Raw genomic sequence first — 20,737 nt, 5'->3', positions numbered from 1 at the left:
CTTACACTCGCTCTATTTCGTGGGTGCCGAACAGGCCGTAGGGGCGGATCACCAGGATGATCGCCAGCACCAGGAAGGTTGCCGGCATCCGGTATTCACCGCCCAGATAGGCGCCCGCTACCGTCTCCAGCCAGCCGATGAACACGCCGGCCACCAGGGCGCCGAGAATACTGTCCAGGCCGCCTACGATCACCACCACAAGAACACTCAGGCCAATGATCCCGAACTGCGGGCTGAGGCCTCCGGTGGCCGCCACCAGCACACCTGCCAGGGATGCCGCAAGAGAGCCAAACACCCACGCCATGTTGAACACCCGGCGCACATTGATGCCCATGGAATAGGCTGCCGCCTGATCCGAGGCGGTGGCTCGCAGGGCCACGCCACCCCGGGAGAACCGGAAATACAGCAGGTAGACAATAAGAAGGGCCGACCCGATAAGAAAGCCGTAGGCAATTTTCGGGGCCAGATACAGCTCGCCGATAAACACCGGCTCGCGAGGCAGGAAATTGGGTAGCAACTGCGGATCCGCCGTCCAGACGAACTCCACCAGACCCACCAGGATGCTCGCAATGCCGATGGTCACCATCACCACTGAAATCGGCGACTCGCCCAGCATCGGCCGGATCATGGTCTTTTCAATGACGCCACCGAGAATACTGCCGCCGATGACAGCCAGCGGAAGGGCAATCCAGGGCGACATTTCCATGCCACCGGCAAACGCCAGGAACAGGTAGGCCGCGAACATCATGATCTCGCCGATGGCGAAATTGATCACCCTCGTCGCTTTATAGATGATCACAAAGCCCAGGGCGATGAGGGCGTAAAGGCCGCCCATGGCAAGGCCTGCCAGGCTGATTTCGCCGAAGAACAACCAATCCATCAGGCGGCCTCCCCCTCGGCATTGAGCTTTTTGCGAAGGCTCTCGATATCACTGTTGCCCAGGTAAGCCTTGATAACCTCGGGGTTGTTCTGAACGTCCGCAGGCAGGCCTTCAGTGATGACCTGACCAAAGTTGAGCACCGCGATGTGGTCGGAAATATCCATGACCATGCCCATGTCGTGCTCCACCATCAGCACGGTGACACCCCACTCTTCCCGAATATCGAGAATAAAGCGGGCCATGTCTTCCTTTTCCTCCCGATTCATACCCGCCACCGGCTCATCCAGCATCAAGACTTTCGGCTGCATGGCCAGCGCCCGGGCAAGCTCGACCCGCTTTTGAAGGCCGTAGGAAAGGCTCGCAACCGGCTGGCGACGAATGTGGTCTATCTCGAGGAAATCGATGATGCGCTCTTCCACATCCCTACGGACAGCCATTTCCTCACGCCGGGCCGGGCCGAAATAGGCCAGCGCACTGAGCAGTCCGCTCTTCATGTGCACGTGGGCGCCCAGCTTGATGTTGTCCAGGACGGTCATACCCCGGAACAGGGCAATGTTCTGGAAGGTTCGGGCAAGGCCCAATGCTGCCCGTTTCGGCGGCTTGATACTGCCCGGCAGCGGCTGCCCCTGATAGCGGATGGTGCCCTGCTGGGGTTTGTAGAAGCCGGAGATGCAGTTGAACAGCGATGTTTTGCCGGCGCCGTTCGGGCCGATAATGGTTGTTACCGTGTTTTCAGGCACCCGGAAGCTCACGTCCTGCAGCGCCTTAACACCACCAAACGACAGAGACAGGTTACTGATCTCAAGGATGCTCACTATACCTCCCGGCACCCCTGGCGCCGGGTACTCAGGCACGTGAACACGCCCTGCCGATACCCATCTCACGCCCGAAGATGATTGTAATTTTTGTTTTTTCTTGTCGTCGGGGTTAGCCCCGATCCAGATTTAAAGTAGTCCATTCAGGCAACATTAGGCAAACCGCTCTATCCTGATACCTCATCATTACGCAGGTTTCTGATCTTCAGACCTGCTGAACAGGGAGGGCGATTCATCATGACAGACACGCTGGTAACCACCTCTTTTGATGCCGGAACAGGGGTAGCCAGGTTGACCTTTAATCGCCCCGAAGCCCTGAACGCCATCAATGTCCCCCTCGCGGAGGCCTTTCTTGCGGCAGTCGAGCATATCAATAGCCTTTCCGGCGTTCGGTGCATTGTCCTGGCAGGCACAGGGCGAGCTTTCATGGCCGGAGGAGACGTGTCCAGCATGGTCGGAACGTCAGAGCAGGCAGGCAAAGCCATAGGCGCGATCCTGGATGCCGTCAATCCCGCCATCCTGCTACTTCGCAGCATGGACGCACCGGTTATCGCTGCGGTCAGGGGCGTCGCCGCCGGCGCAGGGCTCAGTCTCACGCTGATGGCCGATCTGGTGATCGCCGAGGAAGACTCGAAATTTCTGGTCGCCTACAATGGTATTGGCGCGGTTCCGGATTGCGGCGGCAGCTGGGCCCTGGCCCACAAGTTGGGCGCTGGTCGCGCGGCGGAGCTGATGTTGCTGGGACGCACCTTGAATGCCGGCGAAGCAAAAGACTGGGGAATGGTCAACGAGGTCGTCCCGGCCAGCGAATTCGAGAGCCGGGTGAACCGGATGATCGAAAAAGTCGCCAAGGGACCGACTCGGGCCTTCGGTGCCTTTCGCCAACTGATCGATCGTGCCAACGGTGACCGGTTGGCCGCCCACCTGGAGGCAGAGCGCGCGGCCTTCCTTGAAATGACCCGAACCGAGGATTTTGCCGAGGGCGTGTCGGCATTTCTGGCCAAACGGCCGTCAGGGTTTCGCGGCTGCTGACGCCGTTACGAATTCGGCCCGGTTGCGGCCATTGTGCTTGGCCTGATAAAGCGCCCTGTCCGCGGAAGCCATGACGTCAGAGAAGGCAGCATGTTCAAGAGCAAGAGAGGCGCCTCCGATGCTTGCCGACAGATGAACCGGAACACCGTCAACCTCCCGACCGGCTTCAACAATGCGCTGTAACAGCCGCCCGGTTACAGCTTCAATCGCCTCGCGGTTGTTATTACGAAGCACGGCCGCAAATTCTTCCCCGCCAACACGGCCAATGATGTCATCATCCCGGAGTTCCGCTTTCATCAGGTTCGCCACAATTCTCAGTACCTCGTCGCCGGTGGCGTGCCCCCAGCGGTCGTTGATCTGCTTGAAGTGATCGAGGTCGATCATGAGAACGGTGATCAGTGAGCCGTCTTCCCGCGCCTTTTCAAACGCCAGATTACCCTCCCGGTAAAAGGCCCGTCGATTGAACAGTTGAGTAAGGCCGTCCCGCTCTGCCAGCACGACCAGGGCCTGTTCGGCACGGGTAAATGCCAGCAACGGAAGCGCCATGGCCGTCGCGCTCACCAGCAACAGGTGGTTCACGAGAATCAGTTTCAGCAGCCCGTGCAGATCCAGCGGGGCACTTCCTGTCACGGAGACCGCAATCACCAGTACCTGGGCCATCATGAGGGTACCGTGGATGCCGAACAGCGTTTGCAGGATCCGCAGCGGCAGCCGCGGTTTGCGTTCAATGGAAGCCAGACGATAGATCGCCAGGCTAAAGACCAGTGCGGAGAACAGTGCCGTCAGGAATCTGGCAGCCACCGGATCCCATCCTGTACTCACAACCAAACCGAACAGATAGAGTAGAGACGCTCCGTACAAAAAACGGGAGGAACCTCGGGTGCCAGCCATGGGCAACTGCATCAGGGCATGTATCCCTGCGAGGAGCAACAAGGGAGACCCGCCAAGCGCCAGATGAACCGTAAACTGCATGAGCCCGGGCGCTTCGGTTATCTCATTAACTACCGCTAACGCCGTGCCCGCCACAAAAGTAAGACAGGCCAGTGCCCAGAGCAGGAAACAACGTTCACGGTGGCGAAGATGGTAGATTGCCCAGAGCATGCCGCCGATCAGGAGGTTAATCATGACCGAAGTGACCAGCAGCGTTGGCAGGTGCATGTTCAGATCCATAAAGGCACAGCGTTCCAGGCTATACAACGGGATATGTCAGGGTATCAGCTTCCCGCCCAGGCCTGCGCACGTGCCGTGTAGCGTTTGGTATGATAATTGTCACAGATTGACTCGACATCCATGCACTCACTGCGAGACCCCATGAATCCGACCATAGACCTTCTGAAATCCCATCGTTCGATACGCAAATTTACCGGCAAGAAAATTCCCGAGGACCTGCTCCGGGAGTTGATCCGCGCCGGCCAGTGCGCCGCCACCTCGAACCACGTGCAGGCGTATTCAATCATTCACGTGATTGATCCGGACAACCGCCGGAAAATCGCCGAACTCGCGGGCGGACAGGACTACATCGCCGATTGCTCGGACTTTCTGGTGTTCTGTGCCGACATGCGGCGCTCTACCGATGCCGCCGGACGGGCCGGGGCAGACGTGGTGCGGGGGATGACTGAGCAGCTTCTGGTTGCCACCATCGACACCAGCCTGATGGCCCAGAACGTGGCCATCGCCGCGGAATCAGAGGGGCTGGGTCTGTGCTATATCGGGGGCATACGCAACAACCCCGCGGACATTAGCGAAATTCTCCGGCTTCCCGAACATGTCTATCCGGTGTTCGGTATGTGCCTGGGCTACCCGGACCAGAACCCGGAGGTGAAGCCACGCCTGCCGGTGGAGGCGATTCTCAGGGAAGATTACTATTCCGATGCCCGGGACGAGGAGCTGGTCGCCGGGTTCGATCGCACCATGAACGAGTACTATCGGGAACGCACCGGTGGCAACAAGGACACTACCTGGTCCGAGCAGCTCAAGCCGCTGTTCACCTCAAAACTGCGACCGCACATGCGCGACTTCCTGCGCAAATGCGGCTTCGAGATGAAATAACCGCTAGGCAGTTGCTCGCGGCCTCGTGACCCGGTCAACCAGATACACGAGGCCGTGATAGTCGATACCGCTGTGCCGGCTGAGCCCGATTTCGCAGGTTCGGCTGGTGGATATTCCTTCCTCACAGCCGGCCGTCTGCTCTGCCAGCGTTTTCAGAGAATGGGCATTCAGCTCGGGCACGTTGAAGCCCTTGTCGCCGGCAAAGCCACAGCAGTGGATACCCTCGGGCACCACCACCTGGGTGCTGCACCGCCGGGCGATATCGATCAGTCCCTGCGACTCCCCCAGGTGCTGGGTGCTGCAGGTGACGTGCACCGCCAGCGGGGTCTGCTCCGGCTCGAAGTCCAGACGCTCGTAGAGATGATCCCGAATGAACCGGACAGGATCAAACAGCGTCAGGCCGGCTTCTTCGGCGGCTTCGCGGATCTGCAATGTGCAGGGGCTGGTGTCGCAGTAGATCGGATCAACGCCATTCCGGCTGGCCCGCAAAAGCGCCAAAATCAGCTCATCTTTCTTGGTCGCCGCCTGGTCCGGATAGCCCTTGGAGGCAAATGGCTGGCCACAACACAGGCTGTCCAGGGCCTCCGGATACACCACCTGGTAACCGCCCTTCTCCAGCAGCCGCCGGGTCACTTCGATCACCGGTTCCTGCGCCTTATCGCCCCGCGCCGGGCCCATGGTCCGGGACACACAGGCCGCCAGATACACCACCCGGGGCCGGCCATCGGACGGTTCCGGCGCGTTCGGTGAAACAAACCGCACCGGCTGGGGCAGACTCGGATCCCACTGGGCGACCCGACCACCAGACACCTTTCGAACGCCGCCACTGAGCCGGGTCAGCAGTGGCGCACCCAACAGTCTTTCGGCCATTGATGCGCTGGCCAGCACAAAACGGGTGGCTTTCAAGGCGCCGGCAAAATGCTTTGCCAACTGATTGGCCACGGATTGACCGTTGGCCTTTTCACTGCGCAGCTTGCGTACCAGATCGCCGGTATTGATACCGACCGGGCATCGCTGGGCACAGAGACCGGTCGCGGCACAGGTATCCAGACCGTGATACTGGTAGGCCTTCTCCAGTTCAGCCGTGTCTTCACCGGCACGGCGGCGGGCCTGGATGTCCCGCCAGATCACGATGCGCTGACGGGGCGACAGAGTCAGCCCTTCAGATGGACACACCGGCTCACAGAAGCCACATTCGATGCACTTGTCCACCAGCGGATCCGCCTCCGGAAGAGGCTTCAGATTCTTGAGGTGGATCTGCGGATCTTCCGAGAGCACCACGTCCGGATTAAGCAGGTTCTCAGGGTCCAGCAGCCGCTTAATCTGCCACATCAACTGCCAGGCATCATGCCCCCATTCCAGTTCCACGAAGGGCGCCATGTTACGACCGGTGCCATGTTCCGCTTTCAGAGAACCGCCGAATTCCACGGCAACGAGTTGTGCCACATCCTGCATGAAAGCTTCGTAGCGAGCGACTTCCGCAGGGTCGTCGAAGCCCTGGGGGAACACAAAGTGCAGGTTGCCCTCCAGGGCGTGGCCAAAGATGATCGCATCGTCACAACCATGCTTGACGAACAGCGACTGGAGGCGGGTGACCCCCTCGGATAGCTGATCAATCGGGAAGGTCACATCCTCGATGATCACGGTGGTGCCGTTCGGTCTGACTGCCCCCACGGCAGGGAAGGTACCCTTACGAATGGCCCACAGCTGATCAGACACTTTGGCGTCGCGGGTGAAATCCACCCGCTGCTCCAGCGGGAATTCAGCGAGGCACGCCCTGATCCGGGTCAGCTGCTCATCCAGAACCTGCGAAGACGACGCCCGGGTCTCCACCAGCAACGCGCAGGCGCTTTCCGACAGATCATGAATCCAGTCCGGCAGGCCCGGCTTGTCCTGCACCGAACGAAGGCTGCGTCGATCCAGCAGTTCCACCGCCGCCACAGGCTGAGAGCGCAGTGCCGACGCTGCCCGGCAGCAGCTCTCCGCATCCCGGAACACCAACAGGGCCGTGGCTTTGTCAGGGTATTCGGGAACGGTGTTGTAGGTTACCGCGCTGACGAAACCCAGCGTGCCTTCGGAGCCCACCATCAGGTGCGTCAGGATGTCGAGTGGACAGGTAAAATCCACCAGGGCGTTCAGGGACAGGCCGGTGGTGTTTTTCAGGCGGTATTTATGTCGAATACGCTCCGCCAGGTCGGGATTCTCCCGGGTATTGATGGCCAGCTTTTTCAGGGCCGCCAACAGATCACCGTGGCTGTCGCGAAACGCCGAAACGCTTGCCGGATCCTCGGTATCCAGCACTGCCCCGTCGGCCAGCACCAGCCGCATTCCGGCCAGCGTATGGTAGCTGTTCTGGGCCGTACCACAGCACATACCGCTGGCATTGTTCGCAACAATGCCGCCAATCTTACAGGCGTTGATGGACGCCGGATCCGGTCCGATCTTGAAGCCCTTGGGTGCCAACCAGGCATTCGCCTGAGCGCCAATCACACCCGGTTGCAGACGAATCTGGCGGCCTTCTTCCCGGATGTCGTGGCCGTTCCACTGATCGCCCAGAACAATCAGGATCGAATCACTGATCGCCTGTCCGGAAAGGCTGGTACCGGCGGCCCGGAAGGTCACCGGGACCTTGTGGCGGCGGGCGATGGCCAGGAGATCGACAACCTCTGCTTCATCCTGAACCCGCACCACCACCTTTGGGATCAGGCGGTAGAAACTGGCGTCGGTTCCGAACGCAAGGGTGGACACCGGATCGTTAAAGACCCGGTTTTCGGGAATCCGTTGCCGGATATCGGCCAACACTTCCGGGGTAAAAGTCATGCATCCTCCAGAACCAGCACAATGAGCTCACGGGGGCCGTGGGCGCCATAGGCCAGCACCTGTTCGATGTCCGCGGTCTTGGACGGGCCAGACACCAGCAGAACATTTGTTGGCAGCCCGGCCGCCCAGTCCTGAGCCACCATCATGTCATACAGATTGTCGTGAATCTCGCTGGCCTTGAGCAGGGCAATATGTACCGGCGGCACCAGGCTCATCAGCCGCGGTTCATTGCGGTCCGGCCAGAGCACGAGCGTGCCGGTCGCGGCAATACCGCCAAGGGTGCCGGTCAGGCTGGCCTCCACATTCCAGAACAGCTCTTCTTTCCAGTCTTCCACCGGCTGATCGTAGGCCAATAACTCGACCTTCTGCTCCGTGGCCTCGAAGTATGCCTGCAGCGCCCGGCCATGTTCTCTCGACGGGGCGCACAACAGGTTGGTGAGGTTGCGTTTGTTCAGAAGTTCGGCCACCAATTCCGGCCAGTTGTCAGACCGGCACGGATGCACTTCAGTGTGGACCGCTTCCATCAGGCTACGCAACCGGTCGATCCGGTCTTCCGGCGCGTACCGCCAGGGGGCCGTAACCAGCCGCTCGTCGAACTCGTCGGGGCGGGGCGTCGTGCCGGCGAGGCTGTTTCTCAATTTGCCAAGGATGTTCGCGCGGGCGCTCATGATGGCCGACCTCCGTTCTGGTCAAGATGCCGGGCCGCCAGATCATGCAAGGAGCGGCGGGCGGGCACCGGCGCACTGTGATTCTCGGTCCAGGGGCCGGCCTTTTTCGGAGCCAGCGCCCGGAAGCGGGTCGCGGCCCAGAGAAAACTGCGATACAGCGCCGGCCGGGTATTCAGCATCTGCCAACCACGCCAGATCCACCGTTCCGTCCGGGAATATTTGGCGCCGCCACCTTTCACCTGCTGCGGTTGCTCCGGGTTTTTCACGTTCTCCTGACGTAGGCGCTGCAGAAGTTCAGGAATGGGAATCTTGACCGGACAGACCTCGCCGCAGGCTCCGCACAGAGAGGAAGCACTGGGATGGTCCGGCACCTTGTCCAGTCCTGCCATGTGCGGCGTGATGATCTTGCCAATAGGGCCTGGGTAGACCTCACCGTAGGTGTGGCCGCCCACCCGGGTATACACCGGGCAGTGATTCATGCAGGCGCCGCAGCGGATGCAGTTCAGGGTCTGGCGCATCTGGGCATCGGCAAAAGCGCCGGTGCGGCCGTTATCCAGCAGCACCAGGTGCACCTCTTCCGGACCATCCAGCTCGTCGGGCTTGCGGGGGCCGGAAATCAGGTTCACGTAGGTGGTAATGGGCTGGCCAAGGGCCGAGCGGGTCAGCAGGGACACCAGGGGCACCACGTCCCTCAGGTTCGGAACCACTTTTTCAATGCCTGTTACCGCAATGTGCACGGGCGGCGCCGTCGTGCTCATGCGCCCATTGCCTTCGTTTTCCACCAGCAGCAGGGTGCCGGTTTCGGCGATGGCGAAGTTCACGCCGGAAACACCCACATCCGCTTCCATGAATTTCCGACGCAGGGTCCGGCGACCAATCTGGATCAGTTGGTTAACGTCTTCGGTCTCCGGCTCGCCCAGTTTGTCGTGGAACAGCTTGGACACCTGCCGCGCGTTCTTGTGGATCGCTGGCATAATGATGTGGGAGGGCTTTTCGTTGTCGAGCTGAACAATGTATTCCCCCATGTCGGATTCCAGGCATTCGACGCCCCGCTCCGCCAGGTAGTCGTTCATCTCCATTTCTTCGCTGACCATGGACTTGCCTTTCACCACCTGGCTGCCCTTGCGGGCTTCGATGATGCCATGCACCAGGCTGTTGGCTTCCTCGACGGTCTCCGCCCAGTGAACCTTGACGCCGTTCTCCGTCAGCTTCTGTTCAAGCTGCTCCAGCAAATCCGGCAGACGGGAAAGGGCACCGGCCTTGATCCGGTTACCCAGTTCCCTCAGGCCTTCACGCTCGTCGGCATCTGGAAAGGCGTTGGCCCGCTTGGTCATCAGCGAGTCCATGGCCACACGGAAATTGTTGCGCAGCTGACCGTCCGCAAGGGCCTCTTCGGCGCGGCCCCGGAAGTCCGGGGTCAGCTCGGTAACCGGAATACGCTGACTCATGCCACCTCCCCTGCGTTGTCGCCGTTGGTGCGCTCCCAGAGGAAACTGGCCAGGTGCCGGCCCCGGAAGCTCTCTTTCTGTTTCTCCAGCGACCCGTTGATGTTCATCAGGCAGCCGCCGTCGGCGGTCACCATTTCAACCGCGCCGGAGTCGATCAGCGAACGGGTCTTGTCTTTAACCATGGCCCCTGAAACTTCCGGCATTCGCACCGAGAAGGTGCCGCCAAACCCACAGCATTCGCTTTCATGGTCGTGATCGATACGTTCGACACCTTCAAGCTGCTGCAAGAGCTCGCGGGCGTGCAGGTGGGTGTTCATTTCCCGGCGGGCCGAACAGGAGGTGTGCAGTGCAATCTTGCTGGGCGCGCCCCGGTCCGCCAGCTGCACCCGGCAGACTTTCAGCAGGAACTCGGTCAGCTCGAAGGTGCGCTCGGCGAGCGCTTCTACCCGCTTGAGCGTGTCCGGCTCATCGGCAAACAACGCCGGGTAATGGTGCCGGAACATCCCGGCACAGGAGCCGGACGGCACCACGACCGGCAGACCCGATCGATCGAGGATATCCAGCTGGGCGCGGGCCACTGCCTTGGCCTCATCCCGATATCCGGAAGTCCAGGCGGGCTGCCCGCAACAGCTCTGCTCCTGGGGGAAATGCACGCGAACACCTTCCCGCTCCAGCAGGCGAATGGCATCCAGCCCGGCCTCAGGAAAGAACAGATCCACCACGCAGGTACCGAACAGAGTGACCGCTTCCGGCTTCTCCGGGTAATGCCGGTCGGCTTCCCGCTCGGGCGATACCCGGGTGGCATTGGGAGCGGCATCGTAAAACAGCTGACTCATTGATTGCGCCTCAAGACAGTCTCAGACAGACAAACTGACAATTGGTAATACCAATTGACATACAATAATAACCAAGGTATTCGAGACCGCTTGCTGATGTCAAAGTTTTCCGCAGCAGACTTCAGTCTAACCATCGCAGATACACCGGGACTTGGCCTGAATCGCGCCCTGTGGTATTGGTATTACCAATAAATTCTTGGACAGGAAATTCGTTCTTATGGACGTCGGACAGATCGCCCCACGCAGACTCGCGGACACCATCGTGGAACAGCTGGAAACGATGATTCTGGAAGGCACCCTGCAACCGGGCGAGCGGCTGCCCCCGGAACGGGTATTGTCGGAGCAGTTCGGCGTGTCCCGCCCTTCCCTGCGGGAGGCCATTCAGCGGCTGACCGCCAAAGGCCTGCTGATCAGCCGCCAGGGCGGAGGAAACTATGTCACTGAGTCCCTCGGCGGCAGTTTCAGCGATCCGCTGATTCCTCTGCTTGAAAACCGGCCAGACGCACAACGGGATCTGCTGGAATTTCGCCGCACACTGGAGGCGGACTGCGCCTATTACGCAGCCTTGCGAGCGACAGAGGTCGACAGGGCTCACCTGAAAACCGCTTACGAGGCACTGCAAGCCTGCTATTGCAGCGACAGGAACCGGGACCTGGAAGCCGAAGGGGCAGCCGATGCCCGGTTCCACCTGGCGATTGCCGAGGCGAGCCATAACGTGATTCTCCTGCACACCATTCGAAACCTGTTCAACATGCTGAAAAGCAACGTGGTTACCAACATCGGCGGCATGTATCGAAGAGAGGCGGAGACCCGGCAGGGTCTGGTGGAACAGCACCGGATGCTGTACGAAGCCATCACTGAAGGCAGGGCCGAGGAAGCCCGGGAACTGGCCGGCAAGCACATCCAGTACGTTCAGCAAGTACTCTCAGAACGCAGTGAGAGCCACCGCCGACTGGAGCGCTCCCTGCGGAGGGACAAGCTCGCCCGATCCTGAGCCCATGCGGTGAGGGCCTCAGAGCAGGCGATTGATCTCCTTCCACAACCGGCGGTAGGCGTCGGCGGCCACCGAGCCGGGCGCCAGCAGTTCCACCGGCCTGCCCTCCTCACCCATCTTTTCCACCACGCTGGCGTTCGGAATGATGGTTTTCAGGCCTTTGGGTAAAATCTCATCCTGCGCGTTGATCAGCTCCCGGTGCAGCCCTTTGCGCCGGTCGGCCATGGAATAGAACGGGTGCAGCTTACCCGGCTTCAACTTCTTATCCTTGGCAAACTCCAGCAATTGCTTCCAGCTGTTGAGAGACAGCCAGGTGGGAATCACCGGCACGAACACCTCGTCTGCCGCCTTCAGCACCTGCTCGGAAAGCCTGGAAAGCGACGGCGGGCAATCCAGTACCACGAGACTGGTTTCTTCAGACAGCGGCGCCAGCCACTGTTTGATCAGGTTGCTGCCATCCTCCTGATCCAGCTTTACATCCAGGTTGCGGAAACTGGTGTGAGACGGGATGAAATCCAGGTTTTCATAGTCACTTTCGTGAATGAATTCGGCGATGGGCGTCTTGCCCTTGAGCAGCTGCGATAACTTGTGCCCTTTGATTTTGTCGGCCCCGGCCAGATACCAGCTGGAGGCGCCCTGGGGGTCAAGATCCCAGAGCAGTGTGGGATAGCCGGCCTGGCTGGCCAGATAGGCGATATTCACGGCGGCGGCGGTTTTGCCAACACCGCCCTTCAGACTGTAAAACGCAATGGTCCTCATCCTGTCAGATCCCTTAATCCAGGCATAAAAAAACCGGGGAAGTCCCCGGTTAAAGCATTCACACGATGCACAACACAATGCATGTCGTCCTGATGAGTTTTCAGGCTATGCTTTCCCGGTGACAGTTTGATGACAGCCTTCAGGCCATCCTCAAAATTCCCGCATCCTTACTGGCTTACTTTCTCCCAGACGGTCAGCTCGGAGAAGCTGTGCTGGAACTTGTTTCTCGTTTCCCTGATGACAAACGGCAGGCTCCAGGGTTCGAACAACAGCCGGAAATGGGGCGCCAACATCTCCTTGAGGCCGTCGAATGTCGAGAAATCTTCTCCGTTCTTCTTGAACCCGCCAACCCAGTGTTCCTTCGGCGTGTACTCTTCCAGCCAGGTATAGGGTGAGGCAATCACCAGAAGCCCGAGTTCGTTAATCCGCTCATGAATGGTCTCCAGAAACAGAGATGGCTGGTACAACCGGTCGATCAGGTTGCCTGCGAGTACCAGATCATACCCGGTGAACTGCGATGGCAGATCGCAGGCGTCGCCCTGATGAAAAGACACGCGCTCAGCGGCCTCCTCCAGCCCGAGGGACGCAAGAGACTGGTCCTGAAAGGTTACCAGCTCCCCCTCCTCCGGGCGCGCATAACGCACCCTTCTGTCGCGAGCGACTTCCTGGCATTTGTTGACGAACGCCCTGGAAAAATCAATGCCGTCCACGTGCCGGAAATGGCGGGCCAACTCAAGGCTGGTGCGGCCCACGGCACAACCAATATCCAGCGCACGATCCAGGGGCCTGCCATCCATCGCATGCATGGCAGCATCCGCCAGCGCCTTGGGGAAGTTGGCCTCTCCGTGCCACCGCTCGCCAAAGTGAAATTCCAGGTATTGGGCGAGTGTGGTGTCGTTTTCATAGTACTCGGCTTGCTGCAAGAGAATTCTCCTACCCTGAATGGTTCAACGGCTTCATCTAGCGTAACAGGAAGTTGCCAATACCCTGATCAATAACCGTCTCTTCCGAGCGATCCTTGAGAGGTACGCCGGAAACCTCCTGACGGCGAGCCTCCCTGAGCAAATACCCGAGCCGCCGGCTCGCCTCTTCGAACGACAACCCAGCCGGGCGGATATTGGATATGCAGTTTCGGCTGGCGTCAGTCAGTCCGGGCTCCGGCGCCCAGGTCAGGTAAAGCCCGAGGCTGTCTGGAGAACTCAGGCCGGGGCGCTCACCAATCAGCACCACAACACATCGGGCGTTAAGCCGGTTACCGACATCATCACCAATCGCAACCCGTCCCTGAGAGACAACGATCAGGGGCGCCAGTTCCCAGGTCTGATCATCGGCCTCAAGATTCGCCAGCAGCGCCTCGAGAAACCCCACGGCGTTTTCCTGTACGCCATAGGAGGACAAGCCGTCTGCGACCACGAGAGCCAGGTCGACCGGTGAATCACCGGTGTGGCCCTGGCGGTCCAGCGCCTCACAGGATTTCTGGCTGAGCCTGCGCCCGAGATCCGGGCGTTGCAGGTAGGTTATCCGGTCGCTGGCCTGACTTTGCAGATGAACCGGCTCATGGGGCAATAACGCTTTTCTCCGCTCGGTCAGTTCGGCCAGGTCCTTCATCAACGCTGAGGTATCCAGTGGCAGATGGACCGCATCCCTTGCCTGGGCATGGGCGAGCTGAAACGCCAGCATCTCATGCGTGGGCAGGCTGATACCGGCCCGGCCAAGACCAATCCGTGCATCGGTCCAGGCTGAGAGCCGGCGCCAGGGGTTGGCGATTACTGAGGGCTTTTGGCCAGTCATGATCCGACCCCTCCGGGCAAACTGGCCAGGCTTTTCCGGAAGGCTTCTGGTAACCCGTCTGCGGGCACCTTGCCCGCGCCATCCTGGAAAATCTGCATGCGGGTGAGCCACTGTTCGAATTCCGGCGCCGGCCGTTTGTCGAGCACCCGGCGAACGTAAAGGGCATCGTGAAACGAGGTGGTCTGATAGTTCAGCATGATGTCGTCGGAGCCGGGTATACCCATGATGAAGTTACAGCCGGCCACGCCCAATAAAGTCAGCAGGTTGTCCATGTCGTTCTGATCGGCCTCGGCATGATTGGTGTAGCAGATATCACACCCCATTGGCAGGCCCAGCAACTTGCCACAAAAATGGTCCTCCAGGCCGGCCCGCGTGATCTCCTTGCCGTCATACAGGTATTCCGGCCCGATAAACCCGACCACGGTATTCACCAGAAGCGGCTCGAATTTGCGGGCCACGGCGTACGCCCTGGCCTCGCAGGTCTGCTGATCGACACCGTGATGGGCATCGGCCGACAGCGAGCTGCCCTGGCCGGTTTCGAAATACATCACGTTCTTACCCACTGTGCCGCGGTTTAGAGACAGCGCTGCGTCCCGGGCCTCGGCAAGGGTGGCCAGATCAAATCCGAAACTCCTGTTCGTGGCTTCGGTGCCGCCAATGGACTGGAACACCAGATCCACCGGAGCCCGATTCTCGATGGCTTCCAGGGTATTGGTTACATGGGTCAGTACGCAGGACTGGGTGGGAATCTCGTACTTGCGGATCACCTCATCCATCAACTGCAGCAGCCGGACACTCTGGGCCACGTTGTCCGTGGCAGGATTGATTCCGATCACCGCATCGCCGCTGCCATACAGCAACCCGTCCAGGATGCTGGCGGCAATGCCTGTTATATCATCCGTGGGATGATTGGGCTGGAGCCGCGTCGACATCCGCCCCGGCAGGCCGACGGTGCTTCGGAAAGCGGTTTGCACCCGGCATTTCTGCGCGACCAGGATCAGGTCCTGGTTGCGCATGATCTTGCACACAGCCGCCGCCATCTCCGGAGTTATCCCGGCGCGGATGCGCACCAGCATCTCGGGCGTGGCCAGATCGCTCAGCAACCAGTTCCGGAAGTCGCCCACGGTCAGGTGGGAAACCGGCTCAAAGGCCCCGACATCGTGGTCGTCGAGAATCAACCGGGTAACCTCATCCTGCTCGTAGGGGACGAGGGCTTCAGTCAGAAAGGTCTTCAGGGGCAACTCGGCCAGAGCCATCTGGGCCACCACCCTTTCCTCGGCGGTATGGGCGATGACGCCGGCCAGCCGGTCACCTGAGCGCGCGGGCGTTGCCTTCGCCATTAACTCTGCCAGCGTTGCAAACTGCCATCGCCGGTTTCCCAGACTGTACCGATACATTGCCCTCTCCCTGAGGTTCAAACTCCTACTATCTTAGGTGAATATCACCCGGGCAGATCAATAGCACGGTTAGTTTTCGGTGGGCGACCCTGTTCTGAGCAATCCCGTGAGCCAGTCCGTCAGCTCGGGATAAGCGTCGAGATCGAGCACGAATTCCTGCCCCCTGGCAGCACAAGACAGATAGCACCAGGGCGGTTCCAGGCACCACCTGTCCGGCCTGGTGTGATAGCTCAGGGGAGGCCGTTTATCGCCGGGATAAAACCCGGCGGGCAGGCGCCACCGCGTGGGCAGGCGGCTCTGCGGGGCGGTCAGGACCAGGTCCTCGCGAAGCTTCGGAAACACGCCACTGCCGGACCAAACCTCTGCGCCGCCTGCCAATGGAAACGACAGTGAGGACGTGTAGAGCGTATTGCCTGGATCCGGCTCGCCGTGGAGGTGCGGATGATACCGGGCCCATGGCAGGGCATCCGGACCCAGTTCGTCAACAGTATGAACCTGGTCAATATGGAGCCAACCCCAAAGGGCATGGAACGGACGGGATCCGGGTACAAACCGCCAGCGCCGGTTATGCATTTCGGCGTGGCGAAAAACGCCGAAGAACAGAAACAGATCTCCCGGCTCAACTCCCTGATTGCGAAGGTGTCCCTGGGCTGAGCCAGTCTGACCCAGCAGAGGTCGCCAGCCTTCTCCACGGGGGTAGGCACCCGCTATCAGATCCGGATCCAGGTGGGCACCGTGACTACCCCGGATTCGGCCACCGGTGAGATCCCGGGCAATCTTGCCGAGCCTGCGTTTGTCGAAAACCACATCGTCATAGCGGATTCGGGACCGGGTATCAGGAATAGGCAAAACGCACAGCGAGCCATCCGGCAGGACCGGGCTGGGACATCCACCGGCAGAAGAATCAAATCCTTTTCGGCTGAGTATCAATCGCATGGCATTACTCGAAAAGCATGAAGGCTGAACGGGCGGTAAATGCTATCTTAGACAAAACAAAAATGCGCGAATGTCACTGACCGGAACCGCCAACACCATGAGAATTGTCTGCATCTCCGACACCCACAGCATGCACCGCCAGATCCAGGTTCCGGACGGCGACCTGCTGATTCACGCCGGGGATTCCCTCGGGGTTGGCACACTGGACGAACTCGAGGATCTGGACCAGTGGTTCTCGGAGCTGCCCCATACCAACAAGATACTGATTGCCGGAAACCACGACTGGTGTTTCCAGGACGAACCGGCAGAGGCCCGGGAACTGGTGCGTAACGCTCATTATTTGCAGGACAGCCCGTTGGAGCTTGCCGGCCTGAAGTTCTGGGGCAGCCCATGGACGCCAGTGTTCTTCAACTGGGCATTCAATCTGGAACGGGGCGATGCCATTGCCGAGCGCTGGGCCCGCATCCCCGGAGACACCGATGTCCTTATCACCCACGGGCCTCCCGCGGGTATTCTCGACCGAATCGAGTCTCCCTCTGGCATCGTGCGCCCTGGCTGTGAGGCCCTGGCCGAGCGAATCGCCAGACTGTCCCTGAAACTCCATATCTTTGGCCATATTCACGAAGGCCACGGCGAAGAACAGATTGGCGATTGCCTGTGCGTAAACGCCAGCACCTGTAACGGCAGTTTCAAACCGCTGAACCCGCCGATTGTGATCGATCTGTAGCACCGTTCGCGGCTTATCTTGAAACAGGCGCCGGCAGACACCATGTTTTCTATCTCTCGAATTCCACTTTTACTGCGGGAGCTCCATGCCTGACTGTCCTGATTACTCGCTGCTCGAACTGGCCTCCGTCCGCGAAGGCGACTCGGTAGGCACCACGCTTGCCAACAGCGTGGCCTATGCCCAACGGGCCGAGAAACTCGGTTTCAAGCGCTTCTGGCTGGCCGAGCATCACAACATGGAAGGCATCAGCAGCTCCGCGACGTCTGTCCTGATCGGACACATCGCAGGCAAAACGAAGTCTATTCGGGTCGGTTCCGGTGGTGTCATGCTGCCCAACCACCCGCCACTGGTCATTGCCGAGCAATTCGGAACACTCGAGAGTCTGTACCCGGGGCGGATTGACCTTGGACTGGGCCGCGCGCCGGGCACTGACCCGGTGACCGCGCGGGCCCTGAGGCGCGACGGCCTGGGTGCTGAACAGTTTCCTGAGGATGTCGCCCGGCTTCAGTCCCTGCTTGGCCCCCTGCAGCCAGGGCAGCCCGTGAGGGCCATTCCCGGCGCGGGCACCAATGTGCCGCTCTGGCTGCTGGGATCAAGCCTTTACAGCGCCCAGCTGGCCGCCATGCGCGGTCTGCCCTATGCCTTCGCCGGACATTTCGCACCCCGGCTCTACAGGGAAGCGCTCAGAGTCTACCGCGACAACTTCCAGCCCTCGGAAACGCTTGAACAGCCCTATGCCATGCTTGCCCTGCCAGCCGTTCCGGCCGATTCCGTTCAGGAGGCAGAGTTTCTGGCTACCACCAGCTATCAGCGCATTCTCGCCCTCTTCCGCGGACAACCGCTGTGGATGAAACCGCCTGTAAACAGCATGGACGGGCTCTGGAACGCGGGCGAGAAAGCCAGTGTGAAGGATTTTCTGGGTCTGCAACTGCTTGGCGATGCCGAAACCATCGGGAGACAGCTGCGACACATTCTCTCGGACATTGAGGTCGAGGAACTGATGTTCACGGTGGATATCTACGACCCAGAGACGCGCCGGCATGCGCTCGACATCCTGGCCCAAACCAGAAATGCCGGGCTGGCATTGTCCTAAAGCACAGATTCCACCGCGTCGATCAGCTCCGGATCCTGTGGGCGCACCCGGCTCGGAAAGGAGTCGACGACCGTGCCGGAACGATCAATCACATACTTGGTGAAGTTCCAGCGCGGGGGTTGGCTCTGCTCATTGATGGCCCGGAACACCGGGTTGGCCTCGGCTCCGGTCACCGCTCCTGGTGCGATCATGGTGAAGGTCACTCCGAAGTTCTTGAAACAGACGGTGGCCGCCTCGGCTTCGGAATCTGCCTCCTGCCGGAAATCGTCGCTGGCGAAGCCGACCACAACCAGCCCTTTCTCCGAATACTGTTTGTGCAGGGCCTCGAGCCCCTCGAACTGCCCTGTGTATCCGCAACGGCTGGCGGTGTTGACCACCAGCATGGGTTTGCCAGCCGCGAGATCACACAGGTTTACCGTGTCTGTTGAGTGAAGCTTGCGTTGTTCATGATCGAGAAACGCCGGACAACTGTCCGCCATGGCTACCTGCGCTCCTGAAAGACCGAGAATCAAAGCGGTGATTATCAGACCTCGTTTTACCTGTTTCATGGATCCGGATTCCCTGTTCAACTAAGTTTCATTTATACGCCGCAACCGGACCGATGGCTCAGCCAGCACGGTGGACAGAGCAGGCCCTGCTGCTCATCATTCAGGTGATTAAAGCGTTCAGCACCGGAGCAACATTCATCATGACAGACACCCCGATCCACGTCTTCCTTTCCCACGGCCTGGAGAGCGGCCCTGGCAGCACCAAGATCCAGGCCATGAAAGCCGAGTCGGAAACCTTTCCGGGCATTCAGGCCCACGCGATTGATCACAGCAGCACCCGGGATCCAGCGACACGGCTGGCCCAGATGCGCGAGGCAATGGCTGAATGCAATGCCAAGCCGGAAAACACCATCCTTGCCGGTTCGAGCATGGGGGGCTGGGTCTGCGCCCAGACATCCTCGGAAACGCCTGTTCTGGGATGCTTCATGCTGGCGCCAGCCCTGGCGATGGCCCGGTATCCCCAATCCAGCCCGCTGATCCAGGCGGACCACCGTCAGATCATTCATGGTTGGGATGACGACGTGGTACCGGTAGCGCCGGTGCTTGATCTGGCCCGTGATCAGGGCCTTCCGATTCTGGTCCTGCCGGATGGGCACCGACTGGAAAACAGTCTTGATCGGGTCGTCAGTGAGTTCCGCGAATTCCTTCAAACCTGCCTTTCAGATATGAATCGACCGTGATTTCATGAACTTGCGAAACGATCAAAACCATCTCTGCTGAAACGATTGTTTTGGCCATTTTCTTGCGAAAACCACTTTGTTTTGCCAGTCTTTATTAATGTAACAATAAATTTCAGCAAAAAAACGAACGGAGAAAACCCGATGAGCAGCATGAGTAAGTTCAAGAAACTGGCCGGAATTTCAGCGTTCGCATTCGCTGCGATGACCATGGCGAACTCTGTAAACGCCGCTAACTGGCGCTATGCGCACGAAGAGTACGAAGGCGACGTTCAGGACGTATTCGCCTACAAGTTCAAGGAATACATTGAGGATAACTCTGACCACACCCTGCAGGTATACCGTTTCGGCGAGCTGGGTGAGTCTGACGACATCATGGAGCAAACCCAGGCAGGTATTCTGAACTTTGTTAACCAGTCGCCCGGCTTTACAGGCTCGCTGATTCCGGAAGCGCAGATCTTCTTTATTCCTTACCTGATGCCGACCGACATGGATACGGTGATCGAATTCTTCCGCACCAGTAAAGCCATCAATGAAGACTTCCCGGAGCTTTACGCAGAGAAGGGTCTGGAGCTTCTCAAGATGTATCCGGAAGGGGAAATGGTTGTAACGGTTGATGAGCCGGTCACCCAGCCCGAGGACTTCAACAACAAGAAGATCCGGGTCATGACCAACCCGCTTCTGTCAGAAACCTATTCTGCCTTCGGCGCGACACCGACCCCGCTGCCCTGGGGTGAAGTCTATGGTGCGCTGCAGACCAACATGATCCAGGGGCAGGAAAACCCGATCTTCTGGATCGAGTCCGGCGGTCTTTATGAAGTGTCCCCGAACCTGGTCTTCACCAAGCACGGCTGGTTCACCACTGCCATGATGGCCAACCAGGATTTCTATAATGGCCTGTCTGACGCCGACAAGAAACTGGTTCAGGACGCTGCAGACTTTGCCTTTGAAGAAATCATTGTGCACATCGACGGTCTGGCAGACGAAGCCCTGGCCAAGATCCAGAAAGCCAGCGATGAAGTCACCGTCACCCGTCTGAACGACGAACAGATCGAAGCCTTCAAGGCCCGTGCGCCCCAGGTGGAAGAGAAGTTCATCGAAATGACTGGCGACAGTGGCGAAGAACTGCTGAACCAGTTCAAAGCAGACCTGGAAGCAGTTCAGAACAACTAAGACTAGAGGAACCACTCCCGCCGGCTCCGGCCGGCGGGCAGCTGTGCTAACCCCGCCCCGCCGGGGATTCCCTACCGGCAGGGAGCGACATGCT

General features: G+C 59.6%; 20 protein-coding genes. 7 read left to right on the top strand and 13 right to left on the bottom strand.

Annotated features, from left to right (window positions below; genetic code table 11):
* Position 1: 1 nt before the first annotated feature.
* Positions 2 to 880, bottom strand: a complete 879-nt coding sequence (locus AC13DD_RS08430; RefSeq protein ID WP_104270508.1) for a branched-chain amino acid ABC transporter permease — start codon at positions 878 to 880, stop codon at positions 2 to 4.
* Entirely contained in the window at positions 880 to 1,695 is an 816-nt protein-coding gene (locus AC13DD_RS08425; RefSeq protein ID WP_008177246.1) for an ABC transporter ATP-binding protein, read from the bottom strand. Before AC13DD_RS08425 ends, AC13DD_RS08430 begins: the two co-directional genes overlap by 1 nt.
* A gap of 237 nt (positions 1,696 to 1,932) precedes the next feature.
* On the opposite strand from AC13DD_RS08425, the gene AC13DD_RS08420 reads away from it, so the two are divergent.
* Positions 1,933 to 2,727, top strand: coding sequence for an enoyl-CoA hydratase/isomerase family protein (locus tag AC13DD_RS08420; RefSeq protein WP_008177244.1), 795 nt, complete (start codon positions 1,933 to 1,935; stop codon positions 2,725 to 2,727).
* Here the strand turns inward: AC13DD_RS08420 and AC13DD_RS08415 are convergent.
* On the bottom strand, positions 2,707 to 3,885 hold the full coding sequence (locus tag AC13DD_RS08415) for a GGDEF domain-containing protein (protein ID WP_482931054.1): 1,179 nt from the start codon (positions 3,883 to 3,885) through the stop codon (positions 2,707 to 2,709). The two genes, AC13DD_RS08420 and AC13DD_RS08415, sit on opposite strands and share 21 nt — an antisense overlap.
* A gap of 153 nt (positions 3,886 to 4,038) precedes the next feature.
* Here AC13DD_RS08415 and nfsA point away from each other — a divergent pair, with 153 nt between their 5' ends.
* Positions 4,039 to 4,776 carry an oxygen-insensitive NADPH nitroreductase gene (gene nfsA, locus AC13DD_RS08410; RefSeq protein WP_053113821.1) on the top strand — a complete coding sequence of 246 codons (738 nt, stop codon included), beginning with the start codon at positions 4,039 to 4,041 and terminating at the stop codon, positions 4,774 to 4,776.
* A 3-nt stretch (positions 4,777 to 4,779) separates the two neighbouring features.
* Here the strand turns inward: nfsA and AC13DD_RS08405 are convergent, their stop codons facing one another.
* The 4 genes from AC13DD_RS08405 to AC13DD_RS08390 are packed head-to-tail and all read right to left on the bottom strand — an operon-like array spanning position 4,780 to position 10,548.
* The gene (locus tag AC13DD_RS08405; protein ID WP_482931053.1) at positions 4,780 to 7,596 is read right to left on the bottom strand and encodes an FAD-binding and (Fe-S)-binding domain-containing protein; all 2,817 of its coding nucleotides are present in this window, start codon (positions 7,594 to 7,596) and stop codon (positions 4,780 to 4,782) included.
* Entirely contained in the window at positions 7,593 to 8,264 is a 672-nt protein-coding gene (locus AC13DD_RS08400) for a LutC/YkgG family protein (protein WP_053113818.1), read from the bottom strand. Before AC13DD_RS08400 ends, AC13DD_RS08405 begins: the two co-directional genes overlap by 4 nt.
* Positions 8,261 to 9,712, bottom strand: a complete 1,452-nt coding sequence (locus tag AC13DD_RS08395) for a LutB/LldF family L-lactate oxidation iron-sulfur protein (RefSeq protein ID WP_014579197.1) — start codon at positions 9,710 to 9,712, stop codon at positions 8,261 to 8,263. The genes AC13DD_RS08400 and AC13DD_RS08395 overlap by 4 nt, the downstream gene beginning before the upstream one ends.
* On the bottom strand, positions 9,709 to 10,548 hold the full coding sequence (locus AC13DD_RS08390; RefSeq protein ID WP_053113816.1) for a (Fe-S)-binding protein: 840 nt from the start codon (positions 10,546 to 10,548) through the stop codon (positions 9,709 to 9,711). The genes AC13DD_RS08395 and AC13DD_RS08390 overlap by 4 nt, the downstream gene beginning before the upstream one ends.
* A 217-nt stretch (positions 10,549 to 10,765) precedes the next feature.
* Between AC13DD_RS08390 and AC13DD_RS08385 the strand changes: the two genes are divergently transcribed.
* Positions 10,766 to 11,542 carry a GntR family transcriptional regulator gene (locus tag AC13DD_RS08385; protein ID WP_053113814.1) on the top strand — a complete coding sequence of 259 codons (777 nt, stop codon included), beginning with the start codon at positions 10,766 to 10,768 and terminating at the stop codon, positions 11,540 to 11,542.
* An 18-nt stretch (positions 11,543 to 11,560) separates the two neighbouring features.
* On the opposite strand, the gene AC13DD_RS08380 is transcribed toward AC13DD_RS08385, so the two are convergent.
* The 5 genes from AC13DD_RS08380 to AC13DD_RS08360 form a co-directional block, all read right to left on the bottom strand.
* Positions 11,561 to 12,301: a ParA family protein gene (locus AC13DD_RS08380; RefSeq protein WP_053113811.1), complete on the bottom strand. Its 741-nt coding sequence runs from the start codon at positions 12,299 to 12,301 to the stop codon at positions 11,561 to 11,563.
* Positions 12,302 to 12,468: 167 nt separating this feature from the next.
* Positions 12,469 to 13,224, bottom strand: a complete 756-nt coding sequence (locus AC13DD_RS08375) for a putative 4-mercaptohistidine N1-methyltransferase (RefSeq protein WP_014579194.1) — start codon at positions 13,222 to 13,224, stop codon at positions 12,469 to 12,471.
* 37 nt (positions 13,225 to 13,261) lie between these two features.
* Positions 13,262 to 14,092, bottom strand: coding sequence for an ethanolamine ammonia-lyase subunit EutC (eutC, locus tag AC13DD_RS08370; RefSeq protein WP_053113810.1), 831 nt, complete (start codon positions 14,090 to 14,092; stop codon positions 13,262 to 13,264).
* A complete protein-coding gene (locus AC13DD_RS08365; RefSeq protein ID WP_053113809.1) occupies positions 14,089 to 15,489 on the bottom strand; it encodes an ethanolamine ammonia-lyase subunit EutB in 1,401 nt (466 codons plus the stop codon). The genes eutC and AC13DD_RS08365 overlap by 4 nt, the downstream gene beginning before the upstream one ends.
* 69 nt (positions 15,490 to 15,558) lie before the next feature.
* Positions 15,559 to 16,425: an Nmad3 family putative nucleotide modification protein gene (locus AC13DD_RS08360; protein ID WP_039882166.1), complete on the bottom strand. Its 867-nt coding sequence runs from the start codon at positions 16,423 to 16,425 to the stop codon at positions 15,559 to 15,561.
* Between the two features lie 97 nt (positions 16,426 to 16,522).
* Here AC13DD_RS08360 and AC13DD_RS08355 point away from each other — a divergent pair, with 97 nt between their 5' ends.
* Positions 16,523 to 17,152 carry a metallophosphatase domain-containing protein gene (locus AC13DD_RS08355; RefSeq protein WP_257903045.1) on the top strand — a complete coding sequence of 210 codons (630 nt, stop codon included), beginning with the start codon at positions 16,523 to 16,525 and terminating at the stop codon, positions 17,150 to 17,152.
* An 85-nt stretch (positions 17,153 to 17,237) separates the two neighbouring features.
* Positions 17,238 to 18,245 (top strand): LLM class flavin-dependent oxidoreductase, encoded by a 1,008-nt coding sequence (locus AC13DD_RS08350; RefSeq protein ID WP_008177218.1) that lies wholly within the window; start codon positions 17,238 to 17,240, stop codon positions 18,243 to 18,245.
* On the opposite strand, the gene AC13DD_RS08345 is transcribed toward AC13DD_RS08350, so the two are convergent.
* Positions 18,242 to 18,793, bottom strand: coding sequence for a glutathione peroxidase (locus AC13DD_RS08345; protein ID WP_482931052.1), 552 nt, complete (start codon positions 18,791 to 18,793; stop codon positions 18,242 to 18,244). The two genes, AC13DD_RS08350 and AC13DD_RS08345, sit on opposite strands and share 4 nt — an antisense overlap.
* 53 nt (positions 18,794 to 18,846) lie before the next feature.
* Between AC13DD_RS08345 and AC13DD_RS08340 the strand changes: the two genes are divergently transcribed.
* A complete protein-coding gene (locus AC13DD_RS08340; protein ID WP_014579187.1) occupies positions 18,847 to 19,473 on the top strand; it encodes a YqiA/YcfP family alpha/beta fold hydrolase in 627 nt (208 codons plus the stop codon).
* A 141-nt stretch (positions 19,474 to 19,614) separates the two neighbouring features.
* Positions 19,615 to 20,643 carry a TRAP transporter substrate-binding protein gene (locus tag AC13DD_RS08335; RefSeq protein ID WP_041645964.1) on the top strand — a complete coding sequence of 343 codons (1,029 nt, stop codon included), beginning with the start codon at positions 19,615 to 19,617 and terminating at the stop codon, positions 20,641 to 20,643.
* Positions 20,644 to 20,737: the final 94 nt, after the last annotated feature.

Source organism: Marinobacter sp. L-13, from assembly GCF_056857715.1.
This window is presented reverse-complemented; position numbering and strand designations above follow the sequence as displayed.